Origin of the sequence: Mesoterricola sediminis, assembly GCF_030295425.1 — a bacterium.
Classification (GTDB): domain Bacteria; phylum Acidobacteriota; class Holophagae; order Holophagales; family Holophagaceae; genus Mesoterricola; species Mesoterricola sediminis.
In genome coordinates, this window is sequence record NZ_AP027081.1 from 1153490 (window position 1) to 1171493 (window position 18004).

Sequence of the window (18004 nt, forward strand, 5' to 3'; positions counted from 1 at the left end):
CCAGAACGGCCCCCGGCGGCCAGCAACTCCTGGGCGGAAGGTGAGAGGGTTTCCGCATTAGGAAGCGTCAGGCCCCCGCTAGGGGGCCTGAACGCTTACAGACAGTCATTGGCCGAGTGCTTCGTCAATTACCTGAGGGGCGCCGAAAGGGTGATGCCGCCCTGGCCCGGTTCCTTCACGAGCAGCCTCGCATGGAACACCGGATGCAGGATCGCCCCGAGCTTCCCGCATCCCTTCAGCATGGCTTCCCTCACATCCGGCTTGACCGAGGCGGAACCACCCACCAGGCCAGGGTCGGTTCGCCAGGCCTTTCGACCCAGCAGTCCAGGGGCCTCGGAGGACGGGGGATGACTTTTCCGGCTGGATGGCGTCGGGGAACCGGACCCGAAGCCATCCATAGAGCAGGGCGCGGCATTCGAGGACATCAAGGGAATCCTTCGCCCGGGGGCAATCGCCGCCGGCACGGTGGGCAAAATGCCAGATCCGTTCCTCCCCGGCCCGCACGGTCACGGACTGTCGGCAGTCTTCGCAGACGATCTGTCCTTCGAGGGCCTCCCTGCGCATTTGGTTGGCCCTGGATGGACCATCTTCCCTCAAGTGGATCACCTGGCTGGAATCGCGGGTCCGGATGGCGGTGAGCATTCTCGGCCTCCAAAAGGAGGGTCCTGTGATCAGGCGTGCTCCACGTAATGCTCCCATTCGTACCGAGAAGGCATTGACAGCCCTGACGCTCATGCCTCCCAGAGCATGCGGATCGGCACCGCGAACAGACCATCCCCGAATCCCACGCATGCTTCGCCATCGTAGAGCACGACTCCGCACCGGAACCGATCACCGGCCGCATCCCTGAGTTTCCGAAGGCCCCGGAAGTCCGCGGCGGTCACTGTGGCGGAAGCCTTGACCTCGACTCCGGCGAGCTCCTGGGTACCCCGCTCCACCACCATGTCCACTTCGTAGTTGTCCCGGTCACGGAAATGAAAGAGCCGCGGGGGGCGCTCATTCCAATCGCCCTGGCGCCTCAGCTCCTGGAAGACGAAGGTCTCGAGCACCTGCCCGAGCAGGGGCTTGTCCTTCCAGAGCGAAACCCCATCCACATCCAGCAGAGCGCAGGCAAGGCCGGAATCGCAGAGGTGGACCTTGGGAGTCTTGACCAGGCGGCTCAGACGGTTGCTGTGCCATGGGGGCAACTCTTCCAGGAGGAAGACCCGTTCCAGGAGGGTGATGTAGGCCCTGATGGTCGCCCTCGCCTTCTGGAAGGGCGAGGCGAGATCGCTGAGGTTCATGAGGCGGGCGCTTTGCCCCGCGGCGACCTCCAGGAGCCTTGGAAGCATTTCCAAGGAGCCGATTCTTGACAGGTCGCGGACGTCCCGTTGCACGATGGTCTCCAGGAAATCGCGATACCAGGCTGCCCGCCTGCGGGGAGTTGTCCGGGTGAGCGCAGAGGGATAGCCCCCCGCGCAGAGGATGTCCGCGAGCGCCGGACCGAGCCTCGGGAGGGTCCGGACGTGGAAATCCGCCTGGAAAAGCCGGTCAAGAAACCGATTGTCCTGGCCATGGATTTCACTTTGGGCCAACGGGTGCAGGCGCAGGATGTCCATCCTTCCTGCAAGGGAATCCGCCAAGGTGGGGACCAGAAGCACGTTGGCGGAGCCGGTAAGCAGGAAACGTCCCGGGCGGCGGTCCCGGTCGACGGTCATCTTGATGGGCGTGAATAGATTCGGCACCCGTTGCACCTCGTCCAGGATGACCCGGTCGGGCAGGTCCCCCAGGAAACCCACCGGATCCGAGGTGGCTGCGGAGAGAATGGCCGGGTCGTCGAAAGACAGGTAGGCGTAGTCCCTGCGGTCACCCACGGACCGGGCGAGAGTCGTCTTGCCGGATTGACGGGGGCCGTGAAGGAGAACGACCGGTGAATCTTCCAGCGCCTCCTCAAGGCGCGATTCTGCAAAGCGTGGGTACACGGGGCTGCCTCCGTTTCGGCTGATTGCAAGGAGGGGCATCGGCTAAGTGTCACCCTTGGGGTCGGCTAAATGGATAAGATTGGATCGGCTGATTGTCAATATCCATTTCGGCCAAATGGCACTTGTGCGTCGAGCGACCGGAACCAGCCCCTTTCACGGCGGCAACACGGGTTCGAATCCCGTTAGCCCTGCCAAAGCAAGTGTTTGACTTAGAAGCCGAAGTGGCCCTCCGGCTTCTGCTTTTTTTCGTCAAGTCTGGTATTGGACGAAGCCGCTGCGCGGCAGGGTGGGCCGTCCTCCCCGGTAGGGTGTAGCATTGTGACGCTGGCCAGGTTGCGGCAACGCAGCCAATCTGGCCTACTCCGGTGTCAGTTCGGGGTAGCGTCTTGGACAGGTTTCATCCAGTGGGCTACGGCGCCACCAAGGAAGGAAACCCTCGCGAGGTCCACCGGCTCCGTTGGCCGCTCCACCCCGAGGTCTCGGATAGAAATCTCGGATCGCCATTCTCCTTCGGGGGAAAGGGGGTGGTCTGAGAGATTTCGGGCTCCGTTTCTTCGTTTTTTCCGTATTGGGATTTCGGCCCTCCAACGGGCTTGTCCAAGACCGTAAATCGGGGTGGGCACGGCCTCGCCGACCCACGCCGACTGCCGAGTTCCGCCACCCCGATTTACTAACTATTTCCTTCCTAAATGGCAGGACGGGATTCCGCAGGGCAGGGCAAGAGATCGCGCGGCCAAATTTACGTTGAGCCCGTGCCTCCTCTAGGGGGGTGAAGATGGGGGTTGGCATCCTCAGCATCCCAGGCGTGACAACGTGGGCAGCCGAAGGATCGAGACCGCACCTTGCTTGAAGTCCCCGGCCGCTGAAAAGGAGCCCGGGCTGTCCGGCTGAGGAAAGCTCCGGCGCGTGCCGCTGCTTCCTCCAGGGCGCGGAATACCATGGGTCGCAAGGCCAGGAGGATCAGGCCCATGGGATCGTCCTTTTGGATGTCCAACCTGGGGATTCCGGCCGGCAACCAATTCCTTCGCGGCCCCGTAGATGTGGGCATGGGGGAGAAGCAGGGATGGCGCACGGCGGTAGGGCGCGTCCCGCCTCGGGTTTGGCCGCGGGCATAGGCGCGACCATGGTCTGGGGATTGACCTTCCTGGTCCCCACCGTTTTGGAAGGATACAGCCCGCTCTTGATCACCTTTGGCCGATTCGCCGCCCACGGCCTGCTCTCCTGCATTCTGAGCCAGGCCGGCCCCGGTCTGCGCGCCCTGGGGCGCGAGGCCTGGAAGGCCGCCGCTGCTTTCGCCCTCCTGGGCAACATCGGATACGACGTGGTTCTGGTCCAGGGCATCCGCCAGGTGGGCGCGCCCCTGGTCGCCCTCATCACGGGGCCCTTCCCCTGACAATCTCCATCGCCGGGAATTGGCGCCACCGGGAGTTCTCATTTGGAAGGCTGGCCCTGCCGTTCGGGCTCATCCTGATCGGTCTGGCGCTGGTCCATAGGGCCGGCAGCGGGACCGTGGGGGAGGGAACCTCGAGCCCTGGCGGCCGGGTCGCCGGCCTTGGATGTGCGCTAGGCGCGCTGGCCCTGTGGACGTGGTACGGCGTGGCGAACGTCGGCTTCCTGAAGCGCCATCCGGCGATAACTCCCCTCCGGTGGGCTTCCGTGGTCGGGGTCGCGACCCTGGCGCTGATTCTCGTCGCGGCGCCAGCCCTGATGGTGTGGGGGCGGGCGGCCTCGCCCGCCGGAGGGGGATTGGGCAGGCCCATCGGGCCACTGCTGGCGGGGAGCCTGGTCCTGGGCTTCGCCGTGTCCTGGGGCGGGACCCTCCTTTGGAATCGGGCAAGCTTGCTCCTGCCTATCTCCCTCGCGGGGCAGTTGATCGTATGCGAGAGGCTCTCCGGGCAGGGCTACGTGTTGATCGCCACCCGCACTTCCCCTGGTCCGGCCGCCCTGGCGGGCGTTGCTTTCCTCCTGGGCGGGGTACTGATGGGGATCCGGAGGGGCGTACCCCCGCTCGATTGACCCAAGACCTCCGAGCGGGCATGGAACGGAACCTTCAATACGAACCGGTTGCGGATTGCCGGCAGGGTGAAGGAGGGAACGGGTGGGAAGGATCCCCGCCACGGTTCGCGAGGGCCATCGCCCTGGCTGCGACCAAACTCCAGGGAGAGGCGCCAGGCGTTCTGTTTCTGGTCGGGAAGAGAGAAACCGGGGAATCGGTCCTCGCATGGAAGCATCCGGTGTAGGCGTGCATCGGGCTGCCCGGAGCAGGGTCCGCAGCGGCTGCCGCTACCCGGGCTCTCGAAAGGCCCTTTTCCAGGAGCCTCCATGACTTACACAACCCACCCCGCCCTCACCGCGGTCCATGGCCGCCTGCGGGGCAAGGTCGTTCTCGTGACGGGTGCATCGAGCGGGATCGGCGAGGCCGCTGCTCGATTGTTCGCGAAGGAAGGCGCCAGCGTCGTTGCTGCGGCGCGGCGCATGGATCGCATCGAGTCGATAACGGAGGAGCTGCGGGAGGAAGGGTTGCGCGTATGGGGCGTTGTTTGCGACGTGACCGACGAGGATTCCGTAGCCAAGGCGGTCAAATCCACGATGGAGCATTTTGGCAGGTTGGACGCGGCCTTCAATAATGCCGGGATTCCCGGCGCGATGCGTCCCCTCCACGAACTGGTCGCTGCGGATTTCGATCGGGTCCTCGCGACCAACCTCAAGGGAGCGTTCCTCTGCATGAAGCACGAAATCCCGGCCATGCTGGCATCCGGGGGCGGCGCGATCGTGAACAATGCCTCCATCGGGGGTCTCGTGGGCGCTCCTGACAGCTCCTTCTACGGGGCAAGCAAGTGGGGGCTGGTGGGAATGACCAAATGTGCAGCCTTGGATTATGCCCGCAAGGGGATCCGCGTGAATGCGATTGCGCCGGGGCCGACCCGCTCCGAGATGTTCGACGGCTGGATGGCGACAGAAGCGGCCCGGGAGAGGCTGGCAGCCGCCATGCCGATGAATTACATAGCCCACCCCGACGACATGGCGCGCGCGGCGCTCTACCTGCTCACCGATGAAGCGCGGTGGACCACCGGGGCGGTGCTGGCGTGCGACGGCGGCGCCAGCGCCGATTGATCCGCCTCCCGGGGCGCGTTCCCGGCGCGGATCGCGTGGCCGAGAATCCGGCTCCAGCCCCTGACGCCGGGCAGGTGCCGGCCGCGGAAGCCAAGGTATTCCACAGGGCACGAACTCCTCTGCTTCCAATAATCCTCCGCGGCCCGGTGGTCGCACCAGGGGTCATCCTCCCCGTTGAAGATGGTGAGGGGGCCTTGGATTCCTTCTGGCCGATGAGGGTCGAGGGTTCGCAGGCAATGGAGATCCTTTTCGATTCTTGACCGCATCTCTTCGAAAACCCAGGGATCCACGCCGGAACCCGCGTGGGCGGCCTCCCTGGCGAGGAGGGTGGCAATCCAGGACGGAGCGTCATCCAGGCTGTTCCGCAGGGTCCGTGGATCCGGAACCGCGACCAGAACGACGCGGCGGAAGGAGTGGCCCAGCAGGGCTTCGCAGATTCGGGCGATCTGGAAGGCGATATAGCCTCCGAAGCTCGCCCCCAGGAGAACCGCACCGTCCATCAGGTGCGGTTTCAGGTCCTGGGCGAAGCCCATGCAAAGGCGATCGAATTCGCGAGGGGAAGACCCGTGGCTGTCGGGGTAATCGGCGGCCACCAGCCCACAACCGGCAGGCAGCATTCCGAGCATGGACCTGGAAGCCAGGGCAAAGCTTCCAGCATGGGGAAGGTGGATGACGGGGCCGGTTCCGCACGCAGCCCTGATCTCAATCCAGCGCGGGCCATCCGGGTGCTTCGGGGGTTCATCTTCATGCAGCATGCTTCCCCTAGGTCAAGGCCAGCTTCACGGCGAAAAAGACCAGGAGACTCGCGCTCAGGGCCTCGATGGCCTTCCAGTGGTCTTCATAAACCTTGCGCGAGGCGGGATGTGCGAACACAAGCGCGACCAGGGCAAACCAACCCAGGGTCAACACGAAGATCACTACTCCGTATGCTGAAAGCGTGGCCAGGCCGGCTTCGGTCGCCATGATCTGGGAGAAGACGGAGACATAGAACAGTGTCACGTAGGGGTTGAACAAGTCGACCAGAAACCCGTTCCGGAAGCAACCGCCGGATGGCGGCCGGCTCGATCCCGGCTTTCCGGAGGCGGGGGCGGATAGAAGGCCTCGTGTGAGCTTGAGGGCCATCCAGAGGATATAGGCGACCCCCATCCACTTGACGACCCCGAACAGGAAGGGATGCTTGGCAAAGATCCGGTAGGATCCGTACATGGCCAGGGCGACGTGGACCATGATTCCCGAAGTAATGCCCAGGGCGGTCATCAGACCGAATCTCAGGCCGCATTCCAAGGATGTCCTGGATACCAAGGCGAAATTGAGCCCTGGGACGATCAGGACCGCGCCATTGGCGACCACCAGCGCGATCACGTTGCCTGGAATCCCTTCAAGCATGTTGCCCCCTGCGGGACAACGTCAACCTGAAGACCAGCAGCATGAGCGCCGAGACCAGGAAGATGAACAGGGGCAGCTGGAGCAGCGTCCCGTCATGCATGTGCCCCATCATGCCGGTGAAAGCCGCGATGACGAGGTAGTACCCGAACCCGAACAAGGATGCTGCGGTCCCGGCGAAGCGACCGTACGGCTCCAGGGCCTGGCTCAGGCAGTTGGGTATGACCATCGTTATACCTGTCATCACCACGGTCACCCAGAGCAGGCTTTGGGCGACTGCCAGCCGGGACGCGACCGGCGAGATCCAGGCGAAACGCGTTCCGAGAAGGAAGGCCAGTGATCCGAAAAGCATCAGCCCGATGCCCCACTGGATGATCCGGCGGCCCGCCAATTTCTTCTCGTGCAAGCGGCGGGAAATCCATCCGCCCAGGGCCAAGGGCAGGCAGATGAAGAAGGCCATCAGGCCGAAGGAGGCCGCCGGCAAAGACAACCCGTTGATGAAGAAGAAGGGTGCCTCCGCGTAGTAGCCGAAGATGATTCCGTTGACCGCACCGACCATGAAAGCGTACCCCAGCGTGACCGGATTCCGGACCATGGCACTTAGGCATTTCCTGTAGATCGCAATTCCGTTTACGTTACGGTCGATGGCGGGGTGCGTCTCGGGAAGACGGAAAACGATGGCGAGGGTCGTGAACAGGCCGAGCATGACCAATACCAGGAAGACACGGTTCCAATGGAAGAATTGGGTCGTCAGGCCGCCGATGACAGGGCCGATGCCGGGTGCGAAGGCCATGGCCATGCTGATCGTCGAGAAGACCCGACCGCGGTCCTCGGGACGAATCGCGTCCCGCGCCACCGCCTGGCCCAGGACCGAACCCACGCTCGCCCCAAATGCCTGGATGAGACGCGTGAACAGGAGCATGTGGATGCTCCGTGTGAGGTAGCAGCCGATGCAGGCCAGGATGTACACGGAGAATCCGGCCACGAGGCAAGGCTTGCGTCCGTACCGGTCGGAGATGGTACCCCAGACCAGCACCCCGAGGGCGAATCCGATGAGGTAGATGGTGAGCGTGTATTCGGAAAGGCTTTCGCTGGTGGCGAAATCGATGGCCAGCTGGGGCAGGGAAGGGGCGTAGATCGTCTCGCTCAGCTGTGGCAAGGCGACAATCAAGGTCAGCACGAAAAGGGAAACCGTGAGGCGTTTGGCTGTCAATTCATCCATCCAGTCAGGGAATTTTCAATTCAGAGGGGAGGTCCGCAGTCGTGGCGCCGGCCAGGAGAGAGACTTCCCGGATGCTTGCGTTCAGGATGAAATCCCGGATGGTCATTCCGGCTCCGAAGCGCTTGTTGATCCTGGATACGATCTGGGGAATGTGGAGGGAATGGCCGCCGAGATTGAAGAAGTTCTCGGTCACGCTGATTCCCTTCACCGTGAGCACCTCTTCCCAAATGGCCTGGATTTCGGCCTCGACCCGGTTTCCCGGCGTCTCGTGACAGGCGGTGGCCATGCCGAAACGCTGATCGGGCGCAGGGAGGCGCTTGCGATCGACCTTCCTGTTTTGGGTGAGGGGAAAGGAGTCCAGCACGACGAAGGCGGTGGGAATCGCGGCGGAAGGCAGTTTGCTCTTCAGGAAGCTGCGGAACGCCTCGGCATCCAATTCGGCCTCTCCACCAGCAGCGCCGGAACGGAGGACCAGGTACGCGGCGATCTGCGGCTGGTGGCGGTCGCCGGTCAGATGGCAGACGGCCGCCTCCACCCAGGGATGCCGGGTGAGGTGATATTCGATATCGCCCAGTTCGATGCGGTTTCCCCGGATTTTTACCTGGTAATCGGACCGCCCGCAGAAGACTAGGTTGCCCTCGTGATTCCATCTGGCCAGGTCCCCGGTCTCGTAGCAGGCGCCCCCTTCCCATGGGTGGAAAGCACGCCCAGTGAGCTCGGGCTTGCGCCAGTACCCCAAGGCCACGCCCTGGCCGGTCAGGTGTAGCTTTCCGATGACCCCGACCGGTACGGGATTCCGGGCAGCATCCAGGATATGGCACTGGGTGTTGGCGATGGGGCGCCCGATGTGCACATGGGAGCTCCGGCTCAGGTCGGCGGCCGTGGACCAGATGGTCGTTTCGGTGGGTCCATACAGGTTCCAGACGCGAAACCCCTTCGCCTGCATCTTCCCGAGCAGAGCAGGAGGGAGCGCCTCACCGCCGCAAAGCGCCGATGTTTCCTGGCGGGGAAAGATGTGGTCGATGATGTGCATCCAGATCGTAGGCGTCGCCTGCATCAGCGTCGGCTGCTCGCGGTTGAAGAGATTGGCCAGGGCGACGGGGTTGCGAGCAGTCTCCTGGTCGCAGAGGGTTATTTCCGCACCGGCAAGCAGGGTGCAGAAGATCTCCAGACCGAAGATGTCGAAGCTGACGGTGGTGATGCTCAACATCCGCTGCTTCCGGTGGAAGCCCAGCCGTTCGATCATGTCCTCGCAGAAGTTGACCAGGTTGGCCTGGGTGATCATCACCCCTTTGGGATTTCCGGTCGTTCCCGACGTATAGAGGATATAGGCAAGGTCGTCTGCCGCGGCGCACCTCGCCTGCCCACCTTCGATTCCCCGGCGGTCCGGGCCGGCGCCGTCCGGGCCATCCAGGCAGAGGACCTTGAGGTCCTCCCTCCTCCCCTGCCCGGGGTTCCTGGCTTCGGCCAGTTGATGGGCCAGAGGAAGGAGCGCTGTTTCGGTGACCAGGGCATCCAGGTCGGCATCGGCAACCATGTAAGCAAGGCGCTCTGCCGGATAATCCGGGTCAAGCGGAACGTAACATTGGCCTTCGGAGATGATGGCCAGGATGGATGTCACCAAGCCCACCGAGCGATTGAGCAGGATGCCGATCCGCTCCTGCCGGCCCCCGTCCCGTGGGAGGCGCGCGCAGATGTGGGCGACGCGCTCCGCCAGTTCGGGATACGTCAACGGCAGGGTGCCTGCGACAAGGGCCGGCCCAGCCTCCTCCCGGCCCCTCTGGAGGGCCTCCTGGATCCATTCCTGCAGGGTCTCACGCAGGAGAGGCCGCTGGGGCCCTTCGGCAAGCCTCGCAATCATCGCGAGCTCACCCTCCGAGAGGAAGCCAAGGTTTGCCAGCGGTACGCTGTCATTTTCTACGCACGCCGAGAGGAAGCGCTCGAAGTTCGCGATCAGCCGGAGGATCGTTCCTTGGTCGAACAGCTCGCAGGCGTAATCGAGCTGGACGAAGAGGCCATCCGCGTTCTCTCCGAAATTCCAGACCATGTCGAACATCGATGTTCCGGTCTGGACTTGCATGCGGCTTACGGCAATCCCCGGTAAGGGAGGGAGCAGCTCCTCGTCGGCATTCTGAAGAATGACCATGATCTGGAACAGGGGGTTCCGGTTCAGAGACCGGTCGGCATGGGCCTGCTCGACAATCCAATCGAACGGAACATCCTGGTTCGCATAGGCATCCAGACATCCGCCCTTGACCCCCTGCAGGAGCTCCTGGAAGGAGGTGCTGGATTGCAGGCGAGTCCGGATGGGAAGGGTGTTGACGAAAAATCCGGTCACGTTCTCGAGCTCGCGCCTGTTGCGCCCGGCGAGGGCTGTGCCGAGGACCATATCCGTCGACCCGGTGTAGCGATGGATCAACCCGTTCAGGCAGGCCATCACGAGCATGAAGGGGGTGACCCCGGCCTGCCTGCAGTAGGCCTTGAGCCTCCCATGCCAGTCGAGCCCTGGGAATGCATGGGAAATCCGCTGACCCGCATGGGTGGCTACCGCCTGGCGAGGGAAATCGGTCGGGTAATTGAATTCCTCGTAACCCTGGAGCGCCCCCTTCCAATACGTCAGCTGGTTTTCCAGGCCGCTCGCGGCCTGGTATTCCTTCTGATGATTGGCAATATCCAGAAGCTGATAGGTCAGATGGGGCAGGACGACGGGTTGCCCCTCATCACCGAGGCAGTTGTAGGCCCTGAAGAGTTCTTTCAGGATAAGGCCCTCGGACCAAGCATCTGTAATTATGTTGTGCTTTGCAAATGCAAGGACGCAACCGGCACCGAGGGGCAGGGACGGATTCTCCCCCCGGAGGGCGATCAGGCGAATCCGCACCGGGGGACGGGCTCCCAGATTGAAGGGATGTCGGCATAGTTCCGTCAAAAGGGTGTCGAGTTCGTCGGTCTCCGCGGTCATCCGGCAGTAATCAAGCTGTCCAAGGCCGCAGGCGTGCCGGTCGAGAACCTGCTGGAAAGGGACTCCATCGACGGACGTGAACAGGGTGCGGAAGGTCTCATGGCGCTGGACCATGAGATCAAGCGCTTCCTCCATCCGGTCAAGGTCCACCACGCCCTGGAGATGGAGCGCGAGCGGCAGGTTGTAGCTGACATCGGTGCTGTCGAACTGCTCCAGGTACCAGAGCCGTTCCTGGGAATGGGTCAGGCGTCCGCGCCTGCTCGGCGAGACCACGATCTCCGGCCGCCCCGCCCCGGCGAATCCGGCCCCTTGAACCCGCTCGGCCAAGGCCGCCACCGTCGGATTCTCGAAGACATCCTTCGTGCTAATCCGGGCCTTCCCCTTGTAGAGCTCCGTCATGCGCGCGGCGATCTGGGTCGCAGTCAGGGAATGGCCGCCGAGGTTGAAGAAGTCGTCGAAAATACCGACATCACCGCGATCCAGGACGGACATGAAGACCTTCCGGATTTCCGCTTCCTCCCGGTTGCGCGGGGGAACATGGCCGGTAGTCTCGGGCCCGCTGGCCGGCGCAGGCAGGCAGCTGCGATCGATTTTCCCGTGGGCGTTGAGTCTGAACGCGTCCACGCGCATGAGGCTGTCAGGCACGACGCCTGGATGCAGATATTGCTTCAGATGCTGAGACAATCCGTCCATGAACTGGACAGGATCACCAGGTTGGGCACAGGTGAAGTATCCGGCCAGTCGCTTGTTCGCATCGGTCCCGTAGGCGACCACCACCGACCCGGTGACGCCCTGATACTGGTTCATCAATGTCTCGATTTCCTGGGTCTCGATGCGGATTCCCCGGACTTTCACCTGATGGTCGACCCGGCCGAGGAACTCGACCTGGCCATCCGGTGTCCACATGCCCAGGTCCCCAGTGCGGTAGACGCGACGTGCCCTTCCGTCCAGGTTCAGGGTGATGAATTTCGCGGCCGTCAATTCGTCCGCGTTGAGGTAACCGCGCGCAAGCCCCGCACCACCGATGCAGATCTCGCCAGGTATGCCGATCGGAACGGGCCTTAACATTTCATCGATGATGTAGAACTGGTAATTCAGCAAGGGCCTGCCGATGCAGCTTTCGGAGGTTCCAGGGGCATAAATCGCCAGGCTTGCACCGATTGTCGTCTCGGTCGGGCCATAGCCGTTGATCAAGGTTCGCCCCCTGGACCATTCGTCCATCATTCTGCGTTGGGGGCGATCGCCCATGACGACGAGGGTCCTGAGCGCCGGTAGGTCTCTTTCGGGCAACAGACCAAGAACGCTGGGGGTCAGGGTCGCCAAACTGATGGCGTGTTCAGAAAGGTATTCCACCATCTCATCCGCTCGAGTCTGGATCCCTTCGGGCGCCAGGTAAAGAGTGGCGCCCGTCAGGAGTGCACCGTAGATGTCCCAGCCGGCGGCGTCGAAGCCGATGGACGCGACGCAGAGAACGCGTTGGCCCGGTCCCAGGCTGCATACCTCCAGGGCCCCCTGGACGAGGTTGACCACGTTCCGGTGTTCGATCATCACCCCCTTGGGCCTGCCGGTGGAACCCGAGGTGAAGACGATGTAGGCAAGGTCCCCAGGCTGGTTCGTGCCCTGTGTCGCTGCCTGCCGCTGCAAATCCTGCATCGCGACGAGCATCTCCTCCAGGAGAAGCACGCTCCGGCCCTTCAAAAGCTCTGCGTGCCGGGCGAGGAAGGCGCCATCGCAAAGCATGATCTCGGGTGCCGCCTCCTGGATGATTTCTTGGATGCGCATGGGGGGGTAGGCGGGATCGACGGGGACGTAGCAGGCCCCGACCCGGATGATGGCAAGAAGGGCGGCGACGAGGTCCACCGATTTGCCGATGCAGATTCCGACCCGGGCACCCCTTAACCTTGGATGGCAGAACGACATATAGCCGGCCATACGTTCAGACAACCATGCGACTTCGCGGTAACTATGGGTCCCAGCGGCGTCGACCACGGCAGGATGGTCCGGCTGAAGCCCAACGATTCCGTCGAATCGTCGGTCTATCGTCTGGGGGCCTTCGCAATCCTTCGGGGTCCGGTTGAAGTCCACGAGGACCCGCCGCAGCTCATCTTCGGCCAGATAGGGGCATGAAGGGTCGGTAATGATGGCCTTCAGGTGATCCAGAGCGTTCCGGTGAGCCTCCTTGAAGCAGTGCAGCTGGAGTTCCTTCCCTTGGGGATCCACGTCCAGGCATCCACACATCTCGATGCACTCGAAGATCGCTCCGTCCCTGGGCAGGATGACCCGAATACGCTCCCCTAGCCGGTCTTCAAGGTCCTCCTGGGCCATCCATCGAACCCTGCACCGGGCTCCATCCGCAGGCGGAAAATGGGGGTCCAGCGCGATGGGGATCTGGCCGCAATCCGCGATCCGGTAGCTGCCGAGAAGGTCATAGATCCGGCAGGCCAGTTCCTCCATGTCCAGGCAGTCCAGTTCGTCGAAGCTCGCGCGAGAGAAACATGACCCGCTGCCCATATCCGTTCCGACCAGGGTTTCGAGCGCGTGCTCCCGCGACAGGCGGATGATGCAGTCCACAAGCTGCTCCTGTAGGGCCGCGAGTACCCCTTGGGCCTCGTCTCGCGCCGCCGCCGCAACAGGGGCCAGATGGCCCGTTACGCCGCCGTGCAGGTACTGCCAGCCCATCGAAACGCTGCCTTCCGAAGCGCATTCATCCCCTTCAAACCATCCGGGCATGGATGAGGCCAGGATCAGGCGGGTCCGCCCCCGCAATCCAGGCGCAGGACCGCCCAGGAGGACATCGATATCCTCCTGGGCGGCAATGGATGGATAGACGCTTGCTCCGAAGCAGGCAATCCCGGATTCCGAGCAAAGTTCAGCTAGGGCCGTGGAATCAGATAGGACTCTGACCTCATGCCCCAGCATGGAGATCTTTTCGACCCATTCATGAAACAAGGTCTGCTCGCAAAAAAAATTGATGCACAGTTTGTCCAACAAAGACTCCTTCAGCCATGGGCTGACCGGCAGGCCATCCATGCCCGCGTTTTTAGATGATTCCGTAATCAGCAAATGCCTTCCGGACCACCGGGTGCAACATCACCTCGGTCCTCCGCAGAAGGTCGATCATCTGCCGCGCGATGATATTCGTTTTGTCGATTCGCCCTTCAGTCCAGTTGCAATGCGTATCCTGCAGGATGCGATCGATTGCCATCCCTTCATGCCCGAGGCTCTCCAGCACGGACCGGTCGAATTCCATCTGCAGCCAAGGCGCCAGGTATCGATTGATCAGTTTCGGCAACAGGGCGCCGATGAGGCATTTCTGGTCTTCCTCCAGCCTTCCCCAGAAAAGCTTAAGGATCGATTCGAAAAGCAGGGAATGGCGTCCTTCGTCCATCACATGGTCATGCATGATGTTGTAGAAAGTCCGGCAGACATCCCTGGCCTTGGCAACCGCGATGAGATCGTTGGTGAGCGCGTGCTCGGCTAGGGTGACGGCGATAAGTTCGAAATTTGCCACCTCGCCATTGGGCAGCGAGGAGCCAATCTCCTTGATCGCCGCAGATAACGCAGTCTCGGAGGGAAGCGGCAGGGCCTCTATTCCGGTCAGTTCCTTTACCTGCCGCATGAAGTCCATGGCAACGTACGCATGGTAGCTTTCATCGATGACCACGGACAACGCGTCCAGAGCCATGGCCTCCCCGAAATCGACAGCATACGTTTTCCTAAAGATTCTCAAGGCAATATTATTAATTATCTCTGTTTCAATTCTTGCTATGTCATTCATGTATTTAAACAGGGACTGTGCTAAAATAAAGTTCTTCGCTTCGTCGCTGATATCCGTCAGGCCCGGATGGGAAAGAATTGGTTGTCTGGCTGGTGGGAAGATCCATCCGGGGCTGGATTCCTCGGATAAAACTCGTCGTGGCCGCGATCGCACCGAAGCCTGCTTCTCCCATCTGGGGATCATTGAGACGTAGGAGTTGGATTTCATTTGATTGAGTGTTTCTGGCATGCTGGATTCCTCCCACGTCAATTGGGACAATACGATTCCACGTTCCGTCCATCAGGCCTCGAGAACCTTTCCTGGTATTGAGGACCTGCGCTGGCAAGAGGGTCTGTCAACGAAGTCGAACCACTGCAGGTCCGTGCATGGTCCGGAACAGGCCAATGAGGCAACGTACCCTGGAGGAGCATCCAGGTTCAGCAGACGCCATGTGCGGGTCCCGCCTCGGGGGTCCGGCAGGCAGGCAACGTCCCGGAGCGTCGTGATCACCTGGAGACCGCATGGGACGCACAGGCCCACCCCGTCGGCCTTCAGCAAAGCCTCCTTTCGGACCCAGGTCCTGTGGAAGAAACAGGAGCGCATTTCTTCCGGAAGTTCCACCAGATGGCCTGCCTCAGCAGGAGAGCAGACTAGATCAACAAGGGGTCGCCAATCCCGGGTTCCCCTGACTTGCTCAAGGTCGAGGCCGATGGAGCACTTGCTGGCAAGGGCGAGCCAGGCCCAATCGCCACTATGTGTGAGGCTGAAATCCAGTTCGGGAGGAATCCCCGGCCCCCCGCGCAGGTGGGGCTTGCCCCCTTCCAGCCGGTACCCTATGTCCCCCGGCGCTAGGTTCAGATGGTAGGCAAGGATCCTCCGCATGGCCCAATGCGCCCACTGCCAGCGCCGCGCATCCACCGGATCCACTATTCTGGCCGCACGGGATCGTTCGAGCGGATCAAGTCCATTCGCGACGGGACACTGGAATTTGTCCGCTTCCCGGAGGTCCACCCGCCAGATCGCAACCTTGGTGCCCCTGTCGGGCGCGACAGATAAATTGGCCATTCGAGTCTTTGTTATCCATGGAAGGAGTGACGCTCCCATGCTTGGGAGGTTTGCGTTCATGCAGCAGCGCGCAGACGAAACGGACGACGGGTTGCACTGTATACGAGGTTGCTTTGGGACTCATGGCTGAAGCATTGTCGGTTGTAGGAGTGGATCCTTTCGGCGAAAACAATTGTCCCTCTGGTCATTCGGCGCAAGCGGGCGTAGCCTTTGGCGTCTATGGGTTTCCATCGATAAGTGGAATTTGATTCATATTGCACGGCTTCCCGGATGCTCTCGGGATAGGAAATGTGCAATTCTTGGTGTCCACCACCCGGGGAAAGGTTCCCCTCGCAGATTCCTCATACCTGCCCTCTTGTCGTGCGATCTTTCGCCTGTGGCAAGCAAGAGGGTGGGCCCTCCATGATTGGCATACTGCTTGTTCATCGCACTGTCTGAGATTAAGTGCCGGATCCCACTCGAAAGGAGGGAACGAGCCATCCAATGAACCCCTGGCCTCCTTGTGGCGGGCAGGGAGGAGGCAATGGCCCGTGAAGCCCAGCGCTGGAGCAAGCGCCGGACGATTGAGGGCGTGCTGAGAGTCCTCCCGGGCGAACCTCTGGCGGAGGTGTCCCCGGACGTCAATATATGAATCACCCGCCTAGAAGCCCGGCGGGACTGATGCGTCTACGGCCTGGGGCAGGCCAGGAAGGAGCGGGAGGGCGAGTTCTTGTTATTTCCGGCACCCCTGTTCGTGGGGGGCGGCGTGCGCCAAGAAATGCCCCAAAACGCGGCGGGACCACGAACTGCGGTCCCAGGACTCCGCACCGAATCATGAGGTCAGGAGTCTACGACAGGCAGGGAGGGCCTGCTCTACCCTTCGTTTAGAACGACATGGAGTTGCGTCCAGTCCTTTCTGTAAGGTCGCTCCGGCGGGATTTCCATGGACCTGGGGAGGGCGACTGAAGGCGGGTCTCGACGGGTGAAAACCCGCTGATGCAGGGGCGGGCCTCAGAGGGGGCGAAGCTGTTCCTGGATGGACCGGGTCCGGGCGTCCAGGGCATCCCCCGTGTGCTTCGTGCTCTTCCGCTCCAGCAGCATGACCAGGCAGGGGTCCTCGGCGATGGGGTTGTGCCGCACGCCTTTGGGCACGATGAAGAGCTCCCCGGGGGCGACCTGGACGACGCCGGATTCCAGTTCGATCTTCAAGTGCCCCTCGAGGACGTAGAAGAGCTCGTCCTCGTCGGCGTGGCTGTGCCACAGGAGCTGGCCATGCAGTTTCGCGACCTTCACATAGCAGTCGTCGAGGACGCCGATGACGCGGGGGGACCATGTCTCCGTCAGGGATTCCGCCAGCCTCGCTGGAGAGGTCGCAGGGATCTGGGAGGCCCCGGGCCCTGGAGTGGGTGCGCGAGGGGGTTCAGGGGTGTCGGGGGACGGTTCCATGGTCAAGGTCCTGGGATCCGGAAGGGGGGTGGCGCCGGGCGCCCGCGTTCCAACGCCGTGTTCTTGAAGATGCTGTGGATCCGGGTGCTGGACGGCAGGGGTGCCGCTTCGCGGCCGCTGGCTGGAGTATCAAGTGGTTTTCAACATTGACGCAAGGGGGTGCATGGGAATAGCTTGCAGGTGGCATTTATCAACAACCCGAAGGGGGCCCCCTGCGAAGCGCGGCCCATGAGGCCGGTGGATTGGTTGCTGCCGGTTCGCCCTCCGGGAAGGCCAGGTCGGCCCCCAAGCCCGTCCAGACCCCGCGCCCCAGGAATGCCTCCCGCGGCGCCTCTTGATCGGAGAACCCCATGTCCCTTGTCCAGGAGTTCAAGGCCTTCGTCGCGAAGGGAAACGTGGTCGACCTCGCCATCGCCGTGGTCGTGGGCGGCGCTTTCGGGGAGATCGTCAAGGCGTTCGTCAATGGCATCGTCATGCCCCTCGTGAGCTACGTCATGCCGGCGAACATGGTGTGGGAGCAGTGGACGCTGGGCAAGCTCCGCATCGGCCTGGTGCTGGGCGCCACGCTGAACTTCCTGATCATCGCGGGCGTCGTCTTCCTGGTGCTGGTCAAGGCCCTCGCCATCATCATGAGGAAGAAGGAGGAGGCACCCGCCCCGGACGCCCCGCCCACCAAGACCTGTCCCGAGTGTCTGGAGACCATCCCCGCCGCCGCCACCCGCTGCAAGTTCTGCACGAGCAAACTGGAAGGGTGAAGGCCAGGGGCCGGGCCTGGAGGCCGGCCGCCCCGGGCAGGGGCGGGTTCCGGAGGACCCTGAGCCGGATGGGCGGTTCAGGCCCTCCGCCCCGCCCGGGGGAAGTGGACAGCCACTGACGCGCCAGGGGCCTTAGCCTGGGGGCAGGTCTTCCGTGGCCCCCGAGGGGGCCCGGTCCGTGCCGGGCCGCCGGATCCCCTTTCCCGATGGGAGGGACACCGGTGGGCCTGTGGTCGGAACCCTCCTTGCGCATCGCCCGGGTTCAACCCCGCAAGGCGGCTTGATGCCCGGACCGTTCCTGGGCATTCGGCCCGTGGGCGCGTCTTCAGGGCTTCGGCGCGCTTCCGGGGCGGCTTCCGGACC

12 protein-coding genes are annotated in these 18004 nt (G+C 62.7%); 3 read left to right on the forward strand and 9 right to left on the reverse strand.

The window, feature by feature from the left end; translation table 11 throughout:
- Nucleotides 1–105: 105 nt before the first annotated feature.
- Both R2J75_RS19790 and R2J75_RS04930 read right to left on the reverse strand, forming a co-directional pair.
- Nucleotides 106–792 carry a competence protein CoiA family protein gene (locus R2J75_RS19790; RefSeq protein ID WP_394365877.1) on the reverse strand — a complete coding sequence of 229 codons (687 nt, stop codon included), beginning with the start codon at nt 790–792 and terminating at the stop codon, nt 106–108.
- The gene (locus tag R2J75_RS04930) at nt 732–2000 is read right to left on the reverse strand and encodes an ATP-binding protein (RefSeq protein ID WP_394365878.1); all 1269 of its coding nucleotides are present in this window, start codon (nt 1998–2000) and stop codon (nt 732–734) included. The genes R2J75_RS19790 and R2J75_RS04930 overlap by 61 nt, the downstream gene beginning before the upstream one ends.
- A gap of 1024 nt (nt 2001–3024) precedes the next feature.
- Between R2J75_RS04930 and R2J75_RS04935 the strand changes: the two genes are divergently transcribed.
- Together R2J75_RS04935 and R2J75_RS04940 are read left to right on the forward strand one after the other, a co-directional pair.
- Nucleotides 3025–3354: an EamA family transporter gene (locus R2J75_RS04935; protein ID WP_316411185.1), complete on the forward strand. Its 330-nt coding sequence runs from the start codon at nt 3025–3027 to the stop codon at nt 3352–3354.
- Between the two features lie 929 nt (nt 3355–4283).
- On the forward strand, nt 4284–5075 hold the full coding sequence (locus R2J75_RS04940) for an SDR family NAD(P)-dependent oxidoreductase (RefSeq protein WP_316411186.1): 792 nt from the start codon (nt 4284–4286) through the stop codon (nt 5073–5075).
- Here R2J75_RS04940 and R2J75_RS04945 read toward each other — a convergent pair.
- The 7 genes from R2J75_RS04945 to R2J75_RS04970 all read right to left on the reverse strand — a co-directional run bounded on the left by R2J75_RS04945 (nt 5000) and on the right by R2J75_RS04970 (nt 16733).
- Nucleotides 5000–5830, reverse strand: coding sequence for a thioesterase II family protein (locus R2J75_RS04945; RefSeq protein WP_316411187.1), 831 nt, complete (start codon nt 5828–5830; stop codon nt 5000–5002). The genes R2J75_RS04940 and R2J75_RS04945 overlap by 76 nt on opposite strands.
- Before the next feature lie 7 nt (nt 5831–5837).
- The gene (locus R2J75_RS04950) at nt 5838–6461 is read right to left on the reverse strand and encodes a LysE family transporter (RefSeq protein ID WP_316411188.1); all 624 of its coding nucleotides are present in this window, start codon (nt 6459–6461) and stop codon (nt 5838–5840) included.
- Complete coding sequence (locus R2J75_RS04955) at nt 6454–7671, reverse strand: multidrug effflux MFS transporter (RefSeq protein ID WP_316411189.1); 1218 nt, start codon at nt 7669–7671, stop codon at nt 6454–6456. Before R2J75_RS04955 ends, R2J75_RS04950 begins: the two co-directional genes overlap by 8 nt.
- A 13-nt stretch (nt 7672–7684) precedes the next feature.
- Nucleotides 7685–13702 carry a non-ribosomal peptide synthetase gene (locus R2J75_RS04960; protein ID WP_316411190.1) on the reverse strand — a complete coding sequence of 2006 codons (6018 nt, stop codon included), beginning with the start codon at nt 13700–13702 and terminating at the stop codon, nt 7685–7687.
- Entirely contained in the window at nt 13680–14645 is a 966-nt protein-coding gene (locus tag R2J75_RS04965) for a diiron oxygenase (protein WP_316411191.1), read from the reverse strand. Before R2J75_RS04965 ends, R2J75_RS04960 begins: the two co-directional genes overlap by 23 nt.
- A 51-nt stretch (nt 14646–14696) precedes the next feature.
- Complete coding sequence (locus R2J75_RS19795) at nt 14697–15521, reverse strand: 4'-phosphopantetheinyl transferase family protein (protein WP_394365879.1); 825 nt, start codon at nt 15519–15521, stop codon at nt 14697–14699.
- A 930-nt stretch (nt 15522–16451) separates the two neighbouring features.
- Nucleotides 16452–16733 (reverse strand): cupin domain-containing protein, encoded by a 282-nt coding sequence (locus tag R2J75_RS04970; protein WP_243331608.1) that lies wholly within the window; start codon nt 16731–16733, stop codon nt 16452–16454.
- Nucleotides 16734–17236: 503 nt separating this feature from the next.
- On the opposite strand from R2J75_RS04970, the gene mscL reads away from it, so the two are divergent.
- Nucleotides 17237–17641, forward strand: coding sequence for a large conductance mechanosensitive channel protein MscL (mscL, locus tag R2J75_RS04975; protein ID WP_243331610.1), 405 nt, complete (start codon nt 17237–17239; stop codon nt 17639–17641).
- The last annotated feature ends 363 nt before the right edge of the window (nt 17642–18004 follow it).

Coding starts and splice junctions, on each gene's coding strand:
- mscL (WP_243331610.1), top strand. CDS start 17,237: ATGTCCCTTGTCCAGGAGTTCAAGGCCTTCGTCGCGAAGGGAAACGTG.
- R2J75_RS19790 (WP_394365877.1), bottom strand. CDS start 792: ATGCGTGGGATTCGGGGATGGTCTGTTCGCGGTGCCGATCCGCATGCT.
- R2J75_RS04945 (WP_316411187.1), bottom strand. CDS start 5,830: ATGCTGCATGAAGATGAACCCCCGAAGCACCCGGATGGCCCGCGCTGG.
- R2J75_RS04935 (WP_316411185.1), top strand. CDS start 3,025: ATGGCGCACGGCGGTAGGGCGCGTCCCGCCTCGGGTTTGGCCGCGGGC.
- R2J75_RS04950 (WP_316411188.1), bottom strand. CDS start 6,461: ATGCTTGAAGGGATTCCAGGCAACGTGATCGCGCTGGTGGTCGCCAAT.
- R2J75_RS04940 (WP_316411186.1), top strand. CDS start 4,284: ATGACTTACACAACCCACCCCGCCCTCACCGCGGTCCATGGCCGCCTG.
- R2J75_RS19795 (WP_394365879.1), bottom strand. CDS start 15,521: ATGAACGCAAACCTCCCAAGCATGGGAGCGTCACTCCTTCCATGGATA.
- R2J75_RS04930 (WP_394365878.1), bottom strand. CDS start 2,000: ATGCCCCTCCTTGCAATCAGCCGAAACGGAGGCAGCCCCGTGTACCCA.
- R2J75_RS04965 (WP_316411191.1), bottom strand. CDS start 14,645: ATGCCAGAAACACTCAATCAAATGAAATCCAACTCCTACGTCTCAATG.